Source organism: Streptomyces sp. NPDC054956 (genome assembly GCF_053609185.1).
Window position 1 is genome coordinate 32,742 of sequence record NZ_JBSGXB010000017.1, and the last position, 19,963, is coordinate 52,704.

Genomic DNA, 19,963 nt, shown 5'->3' on the forward strand with positions numbered 1-19,963 from the left:
TCCCGGGCGCGCGTGGCGCCCGGGGACCCGCAGCGCCCTGCGGGTAGCTTCGACGCCGTTTCGTCCCCCACGCGAAGGACGTCCATGCAAGGCGTACGGACAAGAAGTGAGCGGTCTGTCCCGGCGGTGCTGGCGCTACTGGCGGTGCTGGTGTCCGTGGTGGGGATCGCGCCCGCCACCGCCCAGGCATCGCCGCCGTCGACCCTGGCGGTGCCGCGCGACTTCCCCACGATCCAGGCCGCGGTGGACGCGGCCGCCCCGGGCAGCACCATCGCCGTGCACCGCGGGACCTACACCGAAGAAGTGGTCGTCAGCGGCAAGGACCTCGACCTGAAGGGCGTCGGCGGGCCGGTCATCAAGTCCCCGACGACGCTGACCCCGTACGCCAGCGGCCTGGACGGCGCGCAGCTGGTGTCCGTCGTGCGGATCGCCCACGGCGCCCACGTCCGGATGTCCGGGTTCACGGTGAGCGGCCCGGTCCCGTGCGGCCCGGTGGTCAGCGGCATCGTGGCGGTGCAGGACTCGAAGCTGGAGCTCTCGCGCGGCCGCGTCCTCGACATCGCCCCGGCTCCCTCCTGCTCCCCGGAGCTGGCGACCGGCCGGGGCATTGCCATCGGCCTGCCGTCCATCGCCCGGATCGACGGCGCGGCCGGCAGTACCGCGTCCGGCCGGATCACCGACGTCACGATCGCCCGCGCCCTCTTCGAGGGAATCAACGTCAACGGCCCGGCCGAGGCACCCTCCCGGGCTACCGTGACGGACAGCGTCATCACGGGCGGCGCCGAGATCGCCACCGACCAGTTCGGCATCAACGTCGGGCGGGGCGGGATCGCGACCGTGACCGGCAATACGTTGTCCGGTTCCGTCTGCACCCTCCGGGAATGCGGGCCCGACCCGGTCAACGAGTTCCAGTCCATGGGCATCCTCGTCCAGAACTTCAGCCCGCCGGGCACCCGGATCTCGCACAACCACGTCTTCGGCAACGACGTCGGCATCTACCAGTACTCGGCTCCGAACTGCTGCCGGATCAGCGACAACAAGCTGGAGGACAACCGGTACTTCGGGATCGTCATCCAGGACGGCAACGGCGAGACCCACCACAACACGATCACCGGCGGCCAGGTCGGCATCGGCGTCGTCGCCTCCACGACGGACACCACGGGCGTCCTCCGGGAGGACAGGATCAGCGGCACGACCGTGGCGCCGGTACGCGAGATCGAGTCCGGCGGCTTCACCGCGACGGCGGTCGTGGAGGACCACTGACGCCGGTGAGGAAAGGAGGAAGCCTCCGGCACCCCGTGCGGGGCGCCGGAGGCTTCTTGCCTGCCGGGCGGGATCGGACCGATCAGACGGCCGGAGCGAAGCCCGTCACCGTCGGGTGGGGGGCCGTGGTCCCCGTACCCGGGAAGACCGTGACCTTGCCGGACGCGTCGGCGGACCACAGGTCCGGGAGACCGTCACCGGTGAGGTCGCCGTCGGATCCGACGCGCGGGTGGTCGGCCGGGGTCAGGGTGGTCAGGACCGGACCGGCGGACGGGTCGGCGAAGGCGGAGAAGTCCGGGGCGTCCGGGGTCCCGCCGATGGTGAAGGCCCGGACGGAGCCGTCGGCCTTGGAACGGGCCCACAGGGTGGGGAAGTCCGTACCCTGCGCCCGGCCCGGGGTGAGCAGCTCGTAGCCGTCCCAGCGGTTCACGTCGCCGGAGATCAGCGTGGTGGTCGACTGCAGACCCGCGCCACCGCGCTTCACCAGCCACAGGCGGCCGTTCTCCACGAACAGCATCGAAATGCGGGGCAGCGCCCCGCCCACGGAACTGTCACCGCGGGGCGAGCCGTAGGCCGCGATCTGCGTGACCGTCGACCAGTCGGAACCCAGACCGTGCTGCGCGCAGTCGATGACCTCACCCGCGGTGTTCAGGCACTCGTCGGGCTTGTAGACGAGCATCTGCCCTTCCTCGGTGAACCGGCCCCCTCCGTCGTTGGAGTACACGTAGAGGTTCGGGTCTCCGGGCGCGTGGGCCAACAGGTCGTCGACCCCCTGCTCGGTCAGAGAGCCGCGGTGGGTGTACTGGACGCCCGCCCAGCTGGCAACGCCATAGGGGGCGGCCTGCCGGCGGGCACTCGGGGTGTCCAGCGGGTTCGAGCCCGACTTGCGGAGGTTGCCGTCTGCGTCGGGGAGGAGGACGTCGGGCTTCGCGTCGGCGTCGATGTCGCCGAAAACGACGGGGGCCACGCTCGACTGGGCGTAGTACGACAGGTCGGCATCGCCGAGGTTGCCCGCGTTGTCCATCGTCTGGAGGTACAGGTGCTGGCTGCCCCAGGTGGGAGGCTTGACCTTGATGTCGGCCGAACCGTCCTTCAGCCGGACGACGTGGGAGTCGGTCGCCTCGTCGGAGCACTTCCAGCCGACGCCGAAGATCGGGGTGGTCTGCCAGCGGGCGCAGGCGAGCCCCGAGCCCGTGTCGCCGCCCTTCAGGGTGAAGGTGGCTTCCACGCCTTCCTGCTTGGGCGTCGCGTCCGTGGTGACCTCGGCCGTCGGCGGGGTGTGGTCCACGCGGAAGAAGCACCAGGCCGAGGGCGTGCTGGTCAGCTTCCCGTCGGTGGCGCGGGCCCGCCAGGCGTACTGGCCGCCGTCCTTCAGCAGATCGCGGGAGACGGCCGTGGACGCCTCCGGGTAGGTGGAGAAGGACGTCGGGAAGTCGGTGCGCTTGCCCCCGTACGAGGTGTCCCAGAGCTGGAACGTCGTCTGGACCTGCGCACCCGACGGGGAGGCCGCCGTGGCGCGGAGGGTGACATCGCCCAGACCGATCCAGCCCGCACCGGACCCGGAGTACGGGTTGGTGTAGCAATCGGAGTTGCTGCCCTCACCGGCGAAACCGGGGGTGGGGCTGGTCCGGGGCGCGGTGACCTTGGGCGCCGCCGGGTTCCCGGCTGCCGCGGCGGGCGCCGCGGCGGCCAGCCCGACCGCCAGGGCCAGCGCGGCTACCGGTAGTGCGCGAGCGAGTGTCATGTGGTTGTTCCCCCCTGGGAATCTGGTCTTGACCAGCCGTAATCTTCCAGAAGGATTACCAGGGCGCACTGACATTTCGGAGCGGCTCCCGACACCAGGGGGCGTCCCACGAACTCCGTCCCGCGCATTCCGTTTCGTGAATACCGCTCTGCGGTCCGGAAGCGCGCCGTGCCACACTCTTCCCTTGGTCACGGGGGTGTACGGCCCCTGCGACCTGGGAGGGGACGACTGTGCGCAGGACGAAGTGGGCCGCCGCGGCGATGGCGGTCATCGCGCTCGGAGCCGTGAGCTGCGGGACGAGCGACTCCGGAACCGGCGGGACCGGCAAGGCAGCGGCCGGAGGGGCCGCCGCCCAGGCGCCGGCCTCGCCGCGGCCCGAGGGGACCGGGCCGCTCACGAAGGACGTCGTGCGCACGGACCTCGACACCTCGGCCGCGGCCGCCGGGCTTCCGGCGAACGACCCGGAGTACGCCCGCATACAACAGGAGGCCCCGGCCGACTCGCCCAGGTCGTGCAGCGTTGCCTTCAAGGGCTTCGGGAGCAAGGCCGTCCCGGTCAACGTGGCCCGCTTCGATTCCGTGGTGGGCGAGCTGCGCGGACGCGGCTGGCAGGAGTCACGGGAACGGGCCCGGCGCAAGGTCGGCAACGACGGGTCGGTCCAGCTCGCCGGCACGGCCTTCAAGCAGCGCGGCTGGACCCTGGTCGCCGAGTACCGGACCTTCACGGACGAGGGCGTGGTCACCCTGATGGCCATCGACGATGCGTGCGCGAAGCAGAAGGGCGCCGACGGGGTGCCGGTCGTCTGACCTGCCGACCACGCGGGGGGCGCCCCCGCGTTCAGCCCACCGGGGTCAGCAGGGCGTCCGCGATGGCCGTGCGGGCGTAGAGGACGGAGCGGCCCGCGCGGTGGGCGGTGACCAGGCCCGCGTTGCGCAGGGCCGTGAGGTGTTGGGAGACGGCGGCGGTGGACAGGCCGCTGTGCCCGGCCAGTTGGGTGGTGGAGGCCGGGGTGTCGAGTTCGGCGAGGAGCAGGGCGCGGGAGCGGCCCAGTACGGCGGCGACCGCGTCGGAGGCCTCGGTGGTCCGGGGTTCCCACAGGGTGCCGATGCCCCGGGCGGGGTAGGCGAGCTGGGGCGGGTCGGGTGCCACCGAGCGGGTCAGCACGCGCGGCCAGGCGAAGGCCGAGGGGACCAGCAGGAGTCCGGCCCCTACGTCGGCACGGCTCATCGAGCACTGGCGGCGCACCATGCGCAGGGTTCCCGCATCCCAACTGACGGTCTCGTGGAGCTCGTTGAGCACGTGCGCCGAACCGTGCTCGGCGACCTGCCGGGCCCGGTGGAACACGTCCGCCTCCAGCACCTGGCGGATGCGCGGCCAGTACGGGGCGAGCGCGAGCTCCCAGTACGTCTCGATCTCCGCGGTGACCTTCTCGAGTACCGCTTCGGGCTCCTCGTGGAGCAGCCGCAGGCGCGGCGCCGGACGGGTCGACTTCTGCACCAGCTTCGCCAGGTCGGCGCGCACCTGTTCCGGGGTGCTGCGGCGGATCGCCTCCAGTTCGGCGGGGAGTTCGAGGAAGGGGCCGGCCGGGGTCGGGTTGAGGAAGTCCGCGAGGTAGCCCTCGCCCGGGATGAGGGCGGCCAGCCATCCCCGGTCCAGGCCCGCGCGCTCCAGCCGGGGCCGCACCTGCCCGGCCCAGCGGCGGTGCAGCGGCGGGTCGGTCCCGTCGCGCAGCAGCCGGAAGCTGGTGACGACCTCCCACATCGGGGAGACCGCGAACCGGGTCTGGGCCAGGTCCGTCGCGGTGAAACTCAGCGCGTACTCCACGTACTCGCCCCCCGTGGCAGTGTTGGATTCGGCCTCAGCTTAATCAATAGGACCCGGGTGGGGCCAGGGCGCAGGCTCCACCCATGCCCTCCACCTTCCGCGGTCTCCCGTCCACCGTCTGGACCCTCTTCGCCGGAACGATCGTCAACCGGCTCGGCCATCTCGTCACCCCCTTCCTGGTGTTCCTGCTCGCCGACCGGGGAGTGACGGGGGCCGAGACCTCGTACGTCCTCGGCGCGCTCGGAGCGGGCAACCTGCTCGGCCCCGTCCTCGGCGGATCCCTCGCCGACCGGATCGGCCGCCGCCCCACCATGCTGATCGGGCTGGTCGGTTCGGCGCTCTCCCAGGGCGCGCTGTTCCTGGCCCCGGGCGTGTGGACGATGGCCGCGGCGGCGCTGCTGCTCAGCGCGGCCGGGGCGCTCGTGGGTCCCGCCGCGTTCGCGATGCTGGCCGACGCGGTGGACAGCGGATGGCGGCAGCGGGCGTACGCCCTGTTCAACTGGGGAGTCAACATCGGCACGGCCGTCGCCGGTGTCCTCGGCGGCTTCCTCGCGGCCCACGGCTACTGGCTGCTCTTCGCCGTCGATGCCGGCACCGCCCTCGTCTACGCGGCCGTCGTCGCGACCCGGCTGCGCGAACCGGCCCGTACCGCCGCGCAGAAGGAGACCGGCATGGGCTACGGGGTCGTCCTGCGCGACCGGCTGCTGCTCCTGCTGCTCCCGCTGTTCGGCGCCCAGCTGTTCGTCTACTCCCTGACCGAGGTCGCGCTCCCCCTCGCCGTCCGTGACAGCGGCCACTCGCCGGCCGTCTACGGGGCTCTGGCGGCGGTCAACGCCGTCCTCGTCGTGGGCCTCCAGCCGTTCGCGTCCGCCCGGCTGGCCGGAGTTCCGCAGCTACGGGTGCAGGCGGCGGGCGGCGTGCTGATCGCCGGTGGGGTGGCCCTCACCGGTGTGGCCGACTCCGTCGCCGCGTACGCGGTCTCGGTGGCGGTCTGGTCGCTCGGCGAGGTTGTCGTCGCCGGAATCGCCGCCTCGCTCGTCGCGAACCTGGCCCCGGCCGAAGCCCGCGGCCGCTATCAGGGCGCCTTCTCCTGGACCTGGGGCGTGTCCCGCTTCGCGGCCCTGACGCTCGGCGTCACCGTCTACACCGGCATCGGCCCGGCGGCCCTGTGGTGGGGCGCCCTGACCGCCGGCGTGCTCGCGGCGGCGGCGATGCTGACCCTGCGCACCCGCATCGAGGCCCGCGCGGAGCGGGACCTCGGTCTGGCGGCGTGAGGCGCACGGAGACCGGCGGGGGCGCGGAGACCGACGGGCCGGCGGAGACCGACGGGCCCGCGAAGACCGGCAGGCCCGCGCCGGCCAGCGGATCGGCGGGCCGGCGCGGGCCGGGCATCAGTTGGTGAAGGCGGCGGTGGCGGAGGTGGCGTCGCCGCCGCCCGCGGCCTCGGCCCAGTCGTTCCAGGAGCCGGCGTTGTAGTCGGCGTCCCGCTCGATCAGCCGGTTGGTACCCGTGGTGGCGAAGACGTGGTTGACGCCGTTCGCGGCAGCGCTGGTGACGCGCTTCAGGTTGTCGCCGCCCATGTTGCTCCACCCGTTCCAGGCGCCCCGGTCGAAGTCGCCGTCGGTGTTGAAGTACTGGCCCCCGAGGCTGATCGCACCCAGGTGGACGGTCCGGTCGTTCGCGGAAGCGGTGACGTCGAGCGCCTTGAACCCACCGGAGGGCCCGGCGACACTCCAACTGCTCCAGGAACCGGCCGCGTAGTCGGCGTCGAGTTCGAGGATCTGGCCGCTCGCGTCAGTGGCGAAGATGTGGTTGACCTGGTCGATGGTCGTCGCGCTGGTCACGCGCTTGAGGTTGGTGCCGCCCTTGTCGGTCCAGCCGTTCCACTTGCCGGCCGCGAAATCACCATCGGTGTTGTAGAGGTGCCCGTCCGTGCCGATCGCCACGAGATGCACCGTGTTGCCGTACGAGGACGCCGACACCGCCGTGAACGTCTTGGAGTTGTCGAGAGCAGGAGCGAACCAGCCCGACCACTTCCCCGCCGCGTAATCGCCGTCCTTCTCGTAGATCTTGTTGTCACTGCCGATCGCGAACACCCGGTTCACCGAACCCGTACCCGCACTCGTGACCTCCTTCAGCTGCGAAGCGCTCTGGTTGGCCCAGGGGCTCCACCTGCCCGCCGCGAAGTCGCCCTCCGCATTGAACAGATCCCCGCTCGGGTCGATCCGCTGCAGATGCACCGTGTCCTTGAGCCGGGGCTGATCGGGCCGGGCCGGGCCACCGGTGAACCAGTGCGCCGAGAACGCCTCGTCCAGGGGGGTGAAGAAGGCCTGGGCCACCTGGGCGTAGCCGGCGTCGTTGGGGTGCAGACCGTCCGCCATCTGCGCGGGGCGGGTGGCGTCCACGGGCTTGGCCGGCGTCAGCTCGGGTGCGTCGACGAACCGGAAGCGCTTTCCGGCGTTCTGCTCCACCTGTACCAGCTGCTTCAGCCGCTGGTTGTACGCCGTCGCCTTCTGGGTCAGGTCCTGGTAGTTCCATCCGGGGGTCGTCTGGATGAGACCTTCCATGATGACCGTGACCCCGGGCCGGGCCGCGAAGATCTGGTCGACCAGGGCGGTGGCCTGGTCGGCGGCCTGCCCCGGGTCGGCTCCCAGGTTGAGGTCGTTGATGCCGATGTGGAGCAGTACGACGTCCGGCTGTGCGGCCGCGAGCCAGCGGTTCGCTCCGGCGCGTATGCGATCGATGGTGTAGCCCGCGTGTCCCTCGTGCGCGGAGTCCGCCATCGGTCCGTGCTCCAGCGAACCGACGAAGTCGATGGAGTAGCGGGACTGCTTGGAGGCGAGCCCGGCGAGCTGCGAGCGGTAGCCCGAGGTGTCGGAGCTGCCCTGGCCGTAGGTGATCGAATCGCCGAGGGGCATGACGCGCACCACGGGCGCCGTCGGTGCGGCGGAGGCGGGGACCGCGCCCAGGACCGGGGCGGTGGCGGCCACCAGGAGGGCGGTGGCGCTGGTCAGGATGGCGAGGCGGGGCACGGGTTCTCCTTGTGGGAACCGTCCGGCCCGGCACCTGGTCGTGCCGGGCCGGACGGGTCGGGTCGCGGGTCCGGGGATCAGTTGGTGAAGCTGGCGGTGGCGGAGGTGGCATCGGCGCCGCCCGCGGCCTCGGCCCAGTCGTTCCAGGAGCCGGTGTTGTAGTTGGCGTCGCGCTCGATCAGCCGGTTGGTACCCGTGGTGGCGAAGACGTGGTTGACGCCGTTCGCCGAGGCGCTGGTGACGCGCTTCAGGTTGTCGCCGCCCATGTTGCTCCAGCCGTTCCACTTGCCGGCCGCGAAGTCGCCGTCCGTGTTGAAGTACTGGCCCCCGAGGCTGATCGCGCCCAGGTGAACGGTGTTCCCGCTCGCGGAAGCGGTGACGTCCAGCGCCTTGAACCCACCGGCCGGTCCGGCGACGCTCCAGTTGTTCCAGGAACCGCCGGCGTAGTCGGCGTCGAGTTCGAGGATCTGGCCGCTCGCGTCGGTGGCGAAGATGTGGTTGACCTGGTCGGCGGTCGTCGCGCTGGTCACGTGCTTGAGGTTGGTGCCGCCCTTGTCGGTCCAGCCGTTCCACTTGCCGGCCGTGAAGTCGCCGTCGGTGTTGTAGAGGTGGCCGTCGGTACCGATGGCCACGAGGTGCACGGTGTTGCCGTACGAGGACGCCGACACCGCGGTGAACGTCTTGGAGTTGTCGAGAGCAGGAGCGAACCAGCCCGACCACTTCCCGGCCGCGTAGTCCCCGTCCTTCTCGTAGATCTTGTTGTCGCTGCCGATCGCGAAGACCCGGTTCACCGATCCGGTGCCCGCGCTGGTGACCTCCTTCAGCTGCGAAGCGCTCTGGTTGGCCCAGGGGCTCCACTTGCCGGCCGCGAAGTCGCCCTCGGCATTGAACAGGTCCCCGTTCGGCGTGATCCGCTGCAGGTGCACCGTGTCCTTCACCGATACGTCGTCGATGACGTTGGTGTAGCGCCGCGGCGTGTACGTGCTCACCGCGTGGCTGTCCCAGGTGGCATCGTTCACGGAGACCGTGCGGTGTGCGACCGGCGTGGAGCCGAAGGTGTAGTAGGAGAACCTCGTCTTCGCCGCGTCCTCCCACTTGTCGAACAGGATCACGTGGGCGGGGCTGTTGAGGATGTCGCCCGGCTTGAGCTCGGACATGTTGATCTCGTACGAGTAATCGTTCAGAGCGATGGTGTTGGGCGAGCCCGCCAGGTGCCAGGCCATGGAGACGTAGCCGGAGCAGTCGGTGCGGTAGGTCTTGCCGCTGGAGTCCGTGTAGCTGCCGTCCTGATCGTAGGGAAGGCCCTTGTTCATCCAGTACTCGGCTCGGCCGATGATTTCCGAGCGGCTTATCTTGCCGCCCACCGACGAGGTCGGGGCGGCGTAAGCGGCGGGCTGGTCCACGATCGTCGCGGTCGCCGCGACACCGGTGACGAGGGCGGCGGCGAGGGCGAGACGGGCGATCTTGGCGGTGTGACGACGTGCGGGCATGGCAGAGCTCCAGAAGGGTTCGCAGGCAAGCGGAAGGAAAGGGGCCGGATCGGAGTCCGGTGAGGCTCAGTTGGTGAAGCCGGCGGTGGCGGAGGTGGCGTCGGCGCCGCCCGCGGCCTCGGCCCAGTCGTTCCAGGAGCCGGTGTTGTAGTTGGCGTCGCGCTCGATCAGCCGGTTCGCGCCGGTGACGGCGAAGACATGGTTGACGCCGTTCGCGGCAGCGCTCGTGACGCGCTTCAGGTTGTCGCCGCCCATGTTGGTCCAGCCGTTCCACTTGCCGGCCGCGAAGTCGCCGTCCGTGTTGAAGTACTGGCCGGCCAGGCTGATCGCGCCCAGGTGAACGGTGCTCCCGCTCGCGGAAGCGGTGACGTCCAGTGCCTTGAACCCACCCACCGGTCCGGCGACACTCCAGCCGCTCCACGATCCGGCGGTGTAGTCGGCGTCGAGTTCGAGGATCTGGCCGCTCGCGTCAGTGGCGAAGATGTGGTTGACCTGGTCGGCGGTCGTCGCGCTGGTCACGCGCTTGAGGTTGGTGCCGCCCTTGTCGGTCCAGCCGTTCCACTTGCCGACCGTGAAGTCGCCGTCGGTGTTGTAGAGGTGCCCGTCCGTGCCGATCGCCACGAGATGCACCGTGTTGCCGTACGAGGACGCCGACACCGCGGTGAACGTCTTGGAGTTGTCGAGAGCAGGAGCGAACCAGCCCGACCACTTCCCGGCCGCGTAGTCCCCGTCCTTCTCGTAGATCTTGTTGTCACTGCCGATCGCGAAGACCCGGTTCACCGCACCCGTACCCGCACTCGTGACCTCCTTCAGCTGCGAAGCGCTCTGGTTGGCCCAGGGGCTCCACCTGCCCGCCGCGAAGTCGCCCTCCGCATTGAACAGATCCCCGTTCGGCGCGATCCGCTGCAGATGCACCGTGTCCTTCACCGGGACCTGCACCGGGTCCGGGTAGGGGTTCGTGTGGTCCGCGCCGAGGCCGGCATCACGACCACAGACCGGCCACGCCCCCTGGCCCTGACCGGCGAGCACCTTCTCGCCGATGAGGATCTGCTGCTTCTTCGTCGCGAGATCGGCTCGAGGGGCGTACTCGGTTCCGCCGTACGCGCTCCAGGTGCTGGGCGTGAACTGGAGCCCGCCGTAGAAGCCGTTGCCCGTGTTGATGCTCCAGTTGCCGCCGCTCTCGCACTCGGCGACCTTGTCCCACGTGCTCACCGAAGCGGCGGCGGCGGGTCCGGCGAGGGCGCCGGTGGCCGCGCAGGTCATCAGCGCGGCAAGGGAAAGCGTGAGTGCGGAGCGAGTACGGATGGGCATGGACATGACAGGATCCCCCCTGTTCGTGCGGGCAACGGTGAAGACTGATGGAGAACTGCGGCCTGCCGGGCGTCCCGCTCGGCAGGGCCCCCTACGGGCTAGGACCAGCCCATGGTCTGGGTGGTGACGACGGGGGCGGCCTGGGTGGTGTCGGCCGAGGCGGTGGTGACGGAGACCATCAGGACGGAGGCGACGATGGAGGCGACCGCGGCGGCCTGGGCGAGGCGGGTGCGAAGCATGATGGTGATCCTCTTCTGACGTGGGGTCGGGTGTCCTGAACCGGCCTGCATCCCGCGGTGATGCCTTCCGGACTGGCCTGCCGGGCGGTGTCCCCTGCTGGCAAGAACTACTCTCGCCGCTGGTCAGACGGGGTGGAAGGGCTTTCCGCTGGACCGAAACGGCCTTGGACCGTTCCGTCCACCGCCGGCCGGACGGGGCCCGAAGCGGACACCAGTGCCTCGTAGAAGGGCGCGACCATCGGAACCTCCGGCACCAGGAGCGACCAGCCGTCGAACTCGGCGCAGCCGTCCAGTACCCGCCGGCAGACCTGGGCCGCCCGCGCCTCCGCGGCCGCCAGGCTCACGGCCTGGAGGTAGAGCCCGATCACGGGGTGGGGCTGCGCGTCCGCGTGGACGGCGACGTGTTCGACGCCGTCGTCACCCCGCACACGGGAACGGACCAGAGAACGCGTATCGCGGGGAAGGGCCGCGCCGTGGGGAGCCATGAGGCGGGCGTGCACGAGGTACATGGAATCAACGCTTCCACGCACCCAACTCACATTCAACAATCCGAAGTTGGACCCTTTCGGACTTGGACACTTCCGTCCATCACATCAGGGACGCGCGCGGCGGCTCCACGAGCGTCCGGCTCTCATGGAATGATCCACTTGGATCCGGGGGGATCCCATGCTCGAGGGGGGCGTACGTTGCTGAGCACATTGGGGCTGGACGCGGTCTCGGAAAGTGTCTACCGCGCGATGCTGGCCGATCCGATGACCACGGTCGCCGGACTCGTGGCCAGGGTGGGCAGGAGCGAGGACGAGGTGCGCGACGCCTTGGACATGCTCAGCGAGCTCGCCCTCGTCAGGCCGTCGGCCGAGCCGCAGGGAGGCCTGCGGGCCGTTTCTCCCGACATCGGCATGGAAATCCTCATGACCCGCCAGCAGGCCGAACTGGCGGCACAGCAGCAGCGCCTCGAAGCCTCGCGCGCCGTGGCCGCCCAGCTGATCGCCGAATACGCCGACCTGCGCCCCGCCGCCTCCAGCTCCGGCGTCGAGCAGCTGATCGGCATCGATCAGATCCGCGACTACCTCGCCAAGCTCACCCGCGACGTCACCACCGAGGTCATGTCCTTGGCCCCGGGCGGCGCCCAGCCCGCGGCCCAGATGGACGCCTCACGCGCCCTGGACGCACAGCTGCTGGGCCGGGGCGTGCAGATGCGCACCATCTACCTCAGCAGCGTCCGCAACCACCAGCCCACCGTCGACTACGCCAACTGGCTGGCGGACCTGGGCGGCCAGGTCCGCACCGCTCCGACCCTGCCCACCCGGATGATCATCACCGACCGCTCCACCGCGGTGATCCCGGTCAGCAGCGACGACACCTCAGCGGGCGCCGTCGTCCTCACCGGCCAGGGCACCCTGACCGCGATGTGTGCCCTCTTCGACAGCATCTGGTCCGGCGCCCGGCCCCTCGGCGAGGCGGCCCCCAAGGACACCAACGGTCTCAGCCCGCAGGAATCGACCACCATCGCGCTGCTGGCACAGGGCCACACCGACGAATCCATCGCCAAGCGCCTCGGGGTGTCCCAGCGCACGGCCCGACGCATCGCGACCGACCTGATGGAACGCCTCGGCGCCCGCAGCCGCTTCGAGGCGGGCGTGCGGACCGTCCAGCAGGGCTGGCTGCCGGACCAGCGCGCCTGAACCCGCCCCCCGCGGAGCTCACGCGGGGAACTTGCGGTCCACCCAGCGGAAGGTGAACTCGATCAGGGCGGCCGCGACGGCGGCGATGGTGACGGCCGTCCACGGCATGACGGCTCCCTCCAGCTTGAGCTGGAAGAACTCCTGGAGCCAGGGCACGACGAGGACGATCAGGAACGCCCCGCCCATCGCGCCGACCAGGCCCACGCGCCACCACGTGTACGGGCGGGCGATGATCGCCAGGACCCACATGGAGGTCAGGAACAGCGCGAGCGTGGCGGCGCTGGTCTCGGCCTTGAGGGAGTCGGGGCCGGTGTAGTGGTGGCGGGCGATGAGGTACGTGACGAAGGTGGCGACGGCCGCGATGACGCCGCCGGGGATGGCGTAGCGCATCACGCGTTTCACGAAGTGCGGCTTGGCCCGCTCCTTGTTGGGGGCCAGGGCCAGGAAGAAGGCCGGGATGCCGATGGTGAGGGTGGACAGCAGCGTCAGGTGGCGGGGCAGGAAGGGGTACTCGACCTGCGAGCAGACCACCAGGATGGCCAGCAGCACCGAGTAGACCGTCTTCGTGAGGAAGAGGGTGGCGACGCGGGTGATGTTGCCGATGACGCGGCGGCCCTCGGCGACCACCGAGGGCAGGGTGGAGAAGCTGTTGTTGAGGAGGACGATCTGCGCGACGGCGCGGGTGGCCTCCGAGCCGGAGCCCATCGAGACGCCGATGTCGGCGTCCTTGAGCGCGAGCACGTCGTTGACCCCGTCGCCGGTCATGGCGACGGTGTGCCCCTTGGACTGGAGGGCGGCGACCATGTCGCGCTTCTGCTGCGGGGTGACCCGGCCGAAGACGGCGTTCTCGTCGAGGACCTCGGCCATCTCGGCCTGGCCGGCCGGGAGCTTGCGGGCGTCGACGGTGTTCTCCGCGCCCGGCAGGCCGAGCTTGCCGGCGACCGCGCCGACCGAGACCGCGTTGTCGCCGGAGATGACCTTGGCCTTGACGTCCTGGTCCTCGAAGTAGCGCAGGGTATCGGCGGCGTCGGGGCGCAGCCGCTGTTCCAGGACGATCAGGGCGGTCGGCTTGACCCCGGTGGCGACGGCCGGGTCGTCCAGTTCGCGGGGGGCCCGGGCCAGCAGGAGGACCCGTAGGCCCTGCTCGTTGAGGGCGTTGATCTCCTCGAGCGCCGGATCGCCGGCCGGGAGCAGTACGTCGGGGGCGCCGAGCAGCCAGGTGTTGTTCTCCCCGTCGCCCTCGCTGAAGCTGGCGCCGCTGTACTTGCGGGCGGAGGAGAAGGGCAGCGACTCGGTGCAGCGCCATTCTGCGCTGTCCGGGTAGGCGTCGATGATGGCCTGGAGGCTGGCGTTGGGGCGGGGGTCGCTCTCGCCGAGCGCGCCGAGGACCTTCTTGACGTACGTGACGTCCGCGCCGCCGAGCGGGCGGCACTCGGTGACGTCCATGCCGCCCTCGGTGAGGGTGCCGGTCTTGTCGAGGCAGACCACGTCGACGCGGGCGAGTCCCTCGATGGCGGGCAGTTCCTGGACCAGGCACTGCTTGCGGCCGAGCCGGATGACGCCGATGGCGAAGGCGACGGAGGTGAGGAGGACGAGGCCTTCGGGGATCATCGGGACGATGCCGCCGACGGTCCGGGCGATGGCGTCCTTGAGGTTGTTGTCCTTGACGACCAGCTGGCTGATGACCAGGCCGATGGAGGTCGGGATCATCATCCAGGTGACGTACTTGAGGATGGTGGAGATGCCGGAGCGCAGCTCGGAGTGGACGAGCGTGAAGCGGGAGGCCTCTTCGGCCAGCTGGGCGGCGTAGGCCTCGCGGCCGACCTTGGTGGCGGTGAAGGCGCCGCCGCCGGCGACGACGAACGAGCCGGACATGACCTGGTCGCCGGGCTTCTTCAGGACGGGGTCGGCCTCGCCGGTGAGCAGGGACTCGTCGATCTCCAGTCCCTCGGCCTCGCCGACGAGTCCGTCGACGACGACCTTGTCGCCGGGGCCCAGCTCGATGACGTCGTCGAGGACGATCTCGGAGGTGGAGATCTCGGCGGTGCGGCCGTCGCGGCGGACGCTGGGTTTGGCCTCGCCGATGACGGCGAGCCCGTCGAGGGTCTTCTTGGCGCGCAGCTCCTGGATGATGCCGATGCCGGTGTTCGCGATGATCACGAAGCCGAAGAGGCTGTCCTGGATCGGGGCGACGAAGAGCATGACCACCCACAGGACGCCGATGATGGCGTTGAAGCGGGTGAAGACGTTGGCGCGGACGATCTCGGTGGTCGAGCGGCTGCTGCGGACGGGGACGTCGTTGACGGCTCCGCGTGCGACGCGTTCGGCGACCTCGGCGGTGCTCAGGCCGCCGGGCTTGAATCTGGGCGCGGGGGGCTTGACCGGGTGTACGGGGTCGAGCTCGGAGCCCGCGTCGATGGCGGTCCCGGCGGCCGCGCCACCGCCGGCGCCGCCCGGCTCCTGTCCATCTGATTCGATCTTCGCCCGCTGCGTCATGCTTTCGACGGTAAAGGGCGTTCGAACACTCCACCTGCCGAGAAGTCCGAAGATCCGACTTCGGGATGACATGAATCGTCCCTTGGTCCACCCCCGCTCGGGCGCCCCCCTTCACCCGCACACCGGGCGGTCGGCCCAACGCGCCACCCGATGCGACCACTGCGCGTGCCGATCACATCACGCTCTGTTTCCCTGCCTGTGTCAGACCCGACGACGGAAGGCACAGAAGACGATGAAGCTCACCCGTGTCCGCGCCCTGCGAGCGGCCGTCCCGGCGGCGGTGGCCGGGATGCTCCTGCCCCTGATCATGGCCACCCCCGCGCACGCGGCGGGAGCGGTGGCCGTCCGGTACGGCGGCACCGTCCTCTACACCGCCGCCTCGGGGGCCACCAATCAGCTGACCCTGCTGGACGCGGGCGCCGAGCTGAGGCTCACCGACACGGCGGGGATCACCGCGGGCTTCGGTTGCCAGCAGGACAGCCCCACCTCGATCCGGTGCGGGGCGCGCGCCACCGTGACCCGCCTCCAGGCGGCGCTGGGCGACGGGAACGACAAGCTGGACTACAACACCTCGTCGACGTTCGCGGTCTCGGCCAACGGGGGCACCGGCGTGGACGAGATCAAGACCGGCCCGGGCAACGACATGATCGACCTCCGCGACGGCGCCGCGGACCTGCCGACCCAGTGCGGGGCCGGCTTCGACTCGGTCCTGGCCGACACCGCGGACACCGGCTTCAGCGGCTGCGAGCGCGTACTGCGCTCCTAGTGGCCCCACCCGGCGTGCGGCCCCGCAGCGGCTAGCCCGCCTGCGGAGCCGGGCCCGCCTGGTCGCCGTCGTTGCGCGCGGCCAGCGCAGCCGCGTGCCGCTTGAGGGCCGCGTCGCGGCCGCGGACGTACCAGAGGCCGATCAGGCCGAGGACTCCGCCGGCCGCGCAGGTCCACACCCACCACAGCAGGTCCCGGTCCGCGAACCACCCGTAGAAGGGGAGCTGGAGGACGAAGAGGGCGAACCACAGGACCGTGCCGCCGGTCACGGTGCCGACGATCGGGCCCTCGAGGGGCTCGGGGGCCTCGTGCTTCGCAGTCCATTTCGCCATGGGACCAAGTCTAGGCCGGTCGAAGGACGGTCTACGCGCGGAGATAGACGCCCCTTCGTTCATGTGTTCATACTGAAACGGTTTGGGCTTGGCCCGTTTTCGCCGTATGAACCACCAATGAGGACCAGGACCCCCATGAGCACGACGGCCCCCGTGGACCGCTACTTCAAGATCTCCGAACGCGGCTCGACCATCGCCCGCGAGGTCCGCGGCGGCTTCGCCACCTTCTTCGCGATGGCCTACATCATCGTGCTGAACCCGATCATCCTGGGCAGCGCGAAGGACATGTACGGGCACCAGCTCGACGGCGGCCAGCTGGTCACCGCCACCGTCCTGACGGCCGCGTTCACCACCCTCCTCATGGGCGTCGTCGGCAACGTCCCGATCGCGCTGGCGGCCGGCCTCGGCGTCAACACCGTCGTGGCCCTGCAGCTCGCCCCGCGCATGAGCTGGCCCGACGCCATGGGCATGGTGGTCCTGGCCGGCTTCGTGGTGATGCTGCTGGTCGCCACCGGCCTGCGCGAGCGCGTCATGAACGCCGTCCCGCTCGGCCTGCGCAAGGGCATCGCGATCGGCATCGGCCTGTTCATCATGCTGATCGGCCTGGTCGACTCGGGCTTCGTCTCGCGCATCCCCGACCTCGCGCACACCACGGTCCCGCTCCAGCTCGGCGGCAACGGCCACCTGCACGGATGGCCCGTCCTGATCTTCGTGGTCGGCGTGCTGCTGACGCTGAGCCTGATCATCCGCAAGACGCCCGGCGCGATCCTGATCTCCATCGTGGCCATGACGGTCGCCGCCGTGGCCGTCCAGCTGATCACCAAGCTTCCGGACCAGGCCTGGGGCCTGACCGTCCCCGAATGGCCGGGCAACCCGGTGGCCGCGCCCGACTTCGGGCTCGTCGGTCAGGTCAGCCTGTTCGGCGGCTTCGGCAAGGTCGGCGTGCTGACCGGCGTCCTCTTCGTCTTCACCGTGCTGCTGTCCTGCTTCTTCGACGCCATGGGGACCATCCTGGGCGTCGGCGACGAGGCGAAGCTGACGAAGCCCGACGGCTCCTTCCCCGGCATCAACCGGGTGCTGTTCGTGGACGGCATGGCCGTCGCCGCGGGCGGCGCCAGCTCCTCCTCGGCCACCACCTGCTTCGTGGAGTCCACGGCGGGCGTCGGCGAGGGCGCCCGTACGGGCCTGGCGAACATCGTGACGGGCGGCCTCTTCACCGTGTCGCTGTTCCTCACGCCGCTCGCGACGATGGTCCCCTCGCAGGCCGCCACCCCCGCCCTCGTGGCGGTCGGCTTCCTGATCCTGGCCGGCTCGGTCAGGGACATCGACTGGAACGACTTCACCATCGCCGTCCCGGCCTTCCTGGCCATGGTGATGATGCCCTTCACCTACTCGATCACCAACGGCATCGGCATCGGCTTCGTGGCCTTCTCCGTACTGCGGCTGGCGACCGGCCGGGGCCGCGAGGTCCCGGTGGCCATGTACGTCGTGTCGGCGGTGTTCGTCTTCTACTACGCGATGCCGGCGCTGGGCCTCACGTAGCCCCCTCGGCAGAACCGGGAGGAGCCGGGCTCAGGTGAGCCCGTAGAACTTCTCCGTCTCGTCGACGGCCGCCTTGAAGCGTTCGTCGAAATCGTCGCGAATGAGCGTCCGGACCACATAGTCCTGGACGCTCATTCCGCGTTTGGCGGCATGAGTCCGGAGCCTGTCGAGGAGCTCCCCGTCTATGCGCATGCTCAGCACATGTGTCCCCATGCCGAAAGAGTCGGGGCACAGGGCATGGACGCGTGTCACTTTCCGGAGCCGACTCACCCGTACGAGTGACGCCAGATAAGTGGTGTTCCTTAGGTAGAGTAATGAGTTACTCTAAAGAACATGCATGACCTTTCCCATGGCGACGACGCCGCCGCCGTGAACGACCTCCGCTCGGCCGTCATGCGGCTGGGCCGGCGCCTCAAGCACCAGCGCGTCGACGAATCGCTCAGCCCGACCGAGATGTCGGTGCTCGGCACCCTCGCGCGCTGCGGCCAGGCCACCCCCGGTGAACTGGCCCGACGCGAGCACGTGCAGCCGCCGTCGATGACCCGCATCGTCGCGCTGCTGGAGGCCAAGGGACTGGTCACGCTCCAGCCGCACCCCGACGACCGCCGCCAGAAGGTGGTCCGCCAGACGGAGGAGGCCGAGGCGATGCTCGAAGAGAGCCGTCGCAAGCGCAACGCCTTCCTGGCCGGGCTCGCGGCCGAGCTGACCGAGGACGAATGGGCCAAGCTCCGCGAAGCCGCGCCCGTCCTGGACAAGCTCGCGCACCTATAGGAACGACGCCAGGAGGCGAACCCTTTTGAGTACGGGACCCGGAGCAGACTCCGCCCCCGGCCACATACCCACCACTACGCGCGCCGCCGGGCGCGCCGCCCCCGGCAAGAACCGGGGGATGTTCAGCTCGCTGAAGATCCGGAACTACCGGCTCTTCGCCACGGGACAGGTCGTCTCGAACACCGGCACCTGGATGCAGCGCATCGCCCAGGACTGGCTCGTCCTCTCCCTGACCGGCTCCGCCTCGGCGGTCGGCATCACCATCGCCCTGCAGTTCCTGCCGATGCTGCTGTTCGGCCTCTACGGAGGCGTACTCGCGGACCGGCTGCCGAAGCGGCCGCTGCTGCTCGCCACCCAGAGCGCGATGGGCCTGACCGGTATCGCCCTCGCCGTCCTCACCCTCGCCGGGCACGTCCAGGTCTGGCACGTCTACCTCGCCGCCTTCCTCCTCGGCCTGGTCACCGTCGTCGACAACCCGGCCCGCCAGACCTTCGTCTCCGAAATGGTCGGCAAGGACCAGGTGGCCAACGCCGTCAGCCTGAACTCGGCCAACTTCCAGTCCGCGCGGCTCGTCGGACCGGCCATCGCCGGCGTCCTGATCACCGCCGTCGGCTCCGGCTGGGCCTTCCTGCTCAACGGCCTGTCCTTCGCGGCCCCCATCGTGGGCCTGCTGCTGATGCGGACCGGCGAACTGCACCAGGTCGAGGTCCAGCCGCGCGCGAAGGGTCAGCTGCGCGAGGGCCTGCGGTACGTGGCCGGCCGGCCCGAGCTGATCTGGCCGATCGTGCTCGTCGGATTCATCGGCACGTTCGGCTTCAACTTCCCGATCTGGCTCTCCGCCTTCGTCAGCAAGGTGTTCCACGGCGACGCGGGTACGTACGGACTGTTCAACACGCTCATCGCGGCGGGCTCCCTGGCGGGCGCGCTGCTGGCGGCCCGGCGGGGTCTGTCCCGCCTGCGGCTGCTGGTCGCGGCGGCGGTGCTCTTCTCCGTACTCCTGCTGGTGACGGCCTTCGCGCCCGGGTTCTGGCTGTTCGCGGCGCTGCTCGTGCCGATCGGGGTGTTCGGGCTGACGGTCAACGTCACGGCGAACTCCAGCGTGCAAATGGCCACTGACCCCGAGATGCGGGGCCGGGTGATGGCCCTGTTCATGATGGTCTTCACCGGCGGCACCCCGATCGGGGCTCCGCTGGTGGGGTGGGTCACGGACACGTACGGCGCGCGGGTCGGCATGGCCGCGGGTGGTGCGGTCTCGCTGGCCGCGGCCGTCGCGATCGGCCTGGTCCTCTCCCGGGTCGGCGACCTCCGCCTCAGCGTGAGCCGCCGCGGTGTCACCTTCGTCCCGGCGGAGCGCGGCCGCGAACTGGTCACGGCGGCCTGAGCACCAGGCCGTCAGGCCCCTGCGGGCCGCCTTCCTGGGGCGCCGCCCCAGACCCCGCGCCTCAAACGCCGGTGGGGCTGGATTCATC

18 protein-coding genes are annotated in these 19,963 nt (G+C 70.4%); 8 read left to right on the forward strand and 10 right to left on the reverse strand.

All coding sequences use genetic code 11. From position 1 onward, the window contains the following. Positions 1-126 precede the first annotated feature (126 nt). Positions 127-1,263: a right-handed parallel beta-helix repeat-containing protein gene (locus tag ACWGDE_RS05675; RefSeq protein ID WP_453387692.1), complete on the forward strand. Its 1,137-nt coding sequence runs from the start codon at positions 127-129 to the stop codon at positions 1,261-1,263. A gap of 82 nt (positions 1,264-1,345) precedes the next feature. Here ACWGDE_RS05675 and ACWGDE_RS05680 read toward each other — a convergent pair whose 3' ends face one another. After that, entirely contained in the window at positions 1,346-3,007 is a 1,662-nt protein-coding gene (locus ACWGDE_RS05680) for a hypothetical protein (RefSeq protein ID WP_453387693.1), read from the reverse strand. 230 nt (positions 3,008-3,237) lie between these two features. Here ACWGDE_RS05680 and ACWGDE_RS05685 point away from each other — a divergent pair, with 230 nt between their 5' ends. After that, positions 3,238-3,813 (forward strand): hypothetical protein, encoded by a 576-nt coding sequence (locus tag ACWGDE_RS05685; RefSeq protein ID WP_453387694.1) that lies wholly within the window; start codon positions 3,238-3,240, stop codon positions 3,811-3,813. A gap of 31 nt (positions 3,814-3,844) precedes the next feature. Here ACWGDE_RS05685 and ACWGDE_RS05690 read toward each other — a convergent pair whose 3' ends face one another. Then, a complete protein-coding gene (locus ACWGDE_RS05690; RefSeq protein ID WP_453387695.1) occupies positions 3,845-4,831 on the reverse strand; it encodes a DUF5937 family protein in 987 nt (328 codons plus the stop codon). Between the two features lie 83 nt (positions 4,832-4,914). Here ACWGDE_RS05690 and ACWGDE_RS05695 point away from each other — a divergent pair, with 83 nt between their 5' ends. Next, complete coding sequence (locus ACWGDE_RS05695; protein WP_453387696.1) at positions 4,915-6,105, forward strand: MFS transporter; 1,191 nt, start codon at positions 4,915-4,917, stop codon at positions 6,103-6,105. A 117-nt stretch (positions 6,106-6,222) separates the two neighbouring features. Here ACWGDE_RS05695 and ACWGDE_RS05700 read toward each other — a convergent pair whose 3' ends face one another. The 5 genes from ACWGDE_RS05700 to ACWGDE_RS05720 all read right to left on the reverse strand — a co-directional run bounded on the left by ACWGDE_RS05700 (position 6,223) and on the right by ACWGDE_RS05720 (position 11,331). Then, complete coding sequence (locus ACWGDE_RS05700) at positions 6,223-7,863, reverse strand: GDSL-type esterase/lipase family protein (RefSeq protein ID WP_453387697.1); 1,641 nt, start codon at positions 7,861-7,863, stop codon at positions 6,223-6,225. Between the two features lie 77 nt (positions 7,864-7,940). Next, positions 7,941-9,353 carry a hypothetical protein gene (locus ACWGDE_RS05705; protein ID WP_453387698.1) on the reverse strand — a complete coding sequence of 471 codons (1,413 nt, stop codon included), beginning with the start codon at positions 9,351-9,353 and terminating at the stop codon, positions 7,941-7,943. Between the two features lie 66 nt (positions 9,354-9,419). Beyond that, complete coding sequence (locus ACWGDE_RS05710) at positions 9,420-10,670, reverse strand: transglycosylase family protein (protein ID WP_453387699.1); 1,251 nt, start codon at positions 10,668-10,670, stop codon at positions 9,420-9,422. Between the two features lie 92 nt (positions 10,671-10,762). Beyond that, entirely contained in the window at positions 10,763-10,903 is a 141-nt protein-coding gene (locus ACWGDE_RS05715; RefSeq protein WP_453387700.1) for a hypothetical protein, read from the reverse strand. A gap of 107 nt (positions 10,904-11,010) precedes the next feature. After that, positions 11,011-11,331 carry a hypothetical protein gene (locus ACWGDE_RS05720; RefSeq protein ID WP_453387701.1) on the reverse strand — a complete coding sequence of 107 codons (321 nt, stop codon included), beginning with the start codon at positions 11,329-11,331 and terminating at the stop codon, positions 11,011-11,013. Positions 11,332-11,589: 258 nt separating this feature from the next. On the opposite strand from ACWGDE_RS05720, the gene ACWGDE_RS05725 reads away from it, so the two are divergent. Continuing rightward, positions 11,590-12,588, forward strand: coding sequence for a LuxR C-terminal-related transcriptional regulator (locus ACWGDE_RS05725; protein WP_453387702.1), 999 nt, complete (start codon positions 11,590-11,592; stop codon positions 12,586-12,588). Between the two features lie 18 nt (positions 12,589-12,606). Here ACWGDE_RS05725 and ACWGDE_RS05730 read toward each other — a convergent pair whose 3' ends face one another. Beyond that, entirely contained in the window at positions 12,607-15,084 is a 2,478-nt protein-coding gene (locus tag ACWGDE_RS05730; RefSeq protein ID WP_453387703.1) for an HAD-IC family P-type ATPase, read from the reverse strand. 232 nt (positions 15,085-15,316) lie between these two features. Between ACWGDE_RS05730 and ACWGDE_RS05735 the strand changes: the two genes are divergently transcribed. Continuing rightward, the gene (locus tag ACWGDE_RS05735) at positions 15,317-15,850 is read left to right on the forward strand and encodes a hypothetical protein (protein ID WP_453387704.1); all 534 of its coding nucleotides are present in this window, start codon (positions 15,317-15,319) and stop codon (positions 15,848-15,850) included. 31 nt (positions 15,851-15,881) lie between these two features. On the opposite strand, the gene ACWGDE_RS05740 is transcribed toward ACWGDE_RS05735, so the two are convergent. Next, complete coding sequence (locus ACWGDE_RS05740) at positions 15,882-16,181, reverse strand: DUF2530 domain-containing protein (RefSeq protein ID WP_453387705.1); 300 nt, start codon at positions 16,179-16,181, stop codon at positions 15,882-15,884. Between the two features lie 135 nt (positions 16,182-16,316). Here ACWGDE_RS05740 and ACWGDE_RS05745 point away from each other — a divergent pair, with 135 nt between their 5' ends. Continuing rightward, positions 16,317-17,723 (forward strand): NCS2 family permease, encoded by a 1,407-nt coding sequence (locus tag ACWGDE_RS05745; protein WP_453387706.1) that lies wholly within the window; start codon positions 16,317-16,319, stop codon positions 17,721-17,723. 30 nt (positions 17,724-17,753) lie between these two features. On the opposite strand, the gene ACWGDE_RS05750 is transcribed toward ACWGDE_RS05745, so the two are convergent. After that, positions 17,754-17,936 (reverse strand): hypothetical protein, encoded by a 183-nt coding sequence (locus ACWGDE_RS05750; RefSeq protein ID WP_030156886.1) that lies wholly within the window; start codon positions 17,934-17,936, stop codon positions 17,754-17,756. Between the two features lie 120 nt (positions 17,937-18,056). Between ACWGDE_RS05750 and ACWGDE_RS05755 the strand changes: the two genes are divergently transcribed. Next, on the forward strand, positions 18,057-18,494 hold the full coding sequence (locus tag ACWGDE_RS05755) for a MarR family winged helix-turn-helix transcriptional regulator (protein WP_453387707.1): 438 nt from the start codon (positions 18,057-18,059) through the stop codon (positions 18,492-18,494). Between the two features lie 25 nt (positions 18,495-18,519). Next, positions 18,520-19,875, forward strand: a complete 1,356-nt coding sequence (locus ACWGDE_RS05760; protein WP_453387708.1) for an MFS transporter — start codon at positions 18,520-18,522, stop codon at positions 19,873-19,875. Positions 19,876-19,963 lie beyond the last annotated feature (88 nt).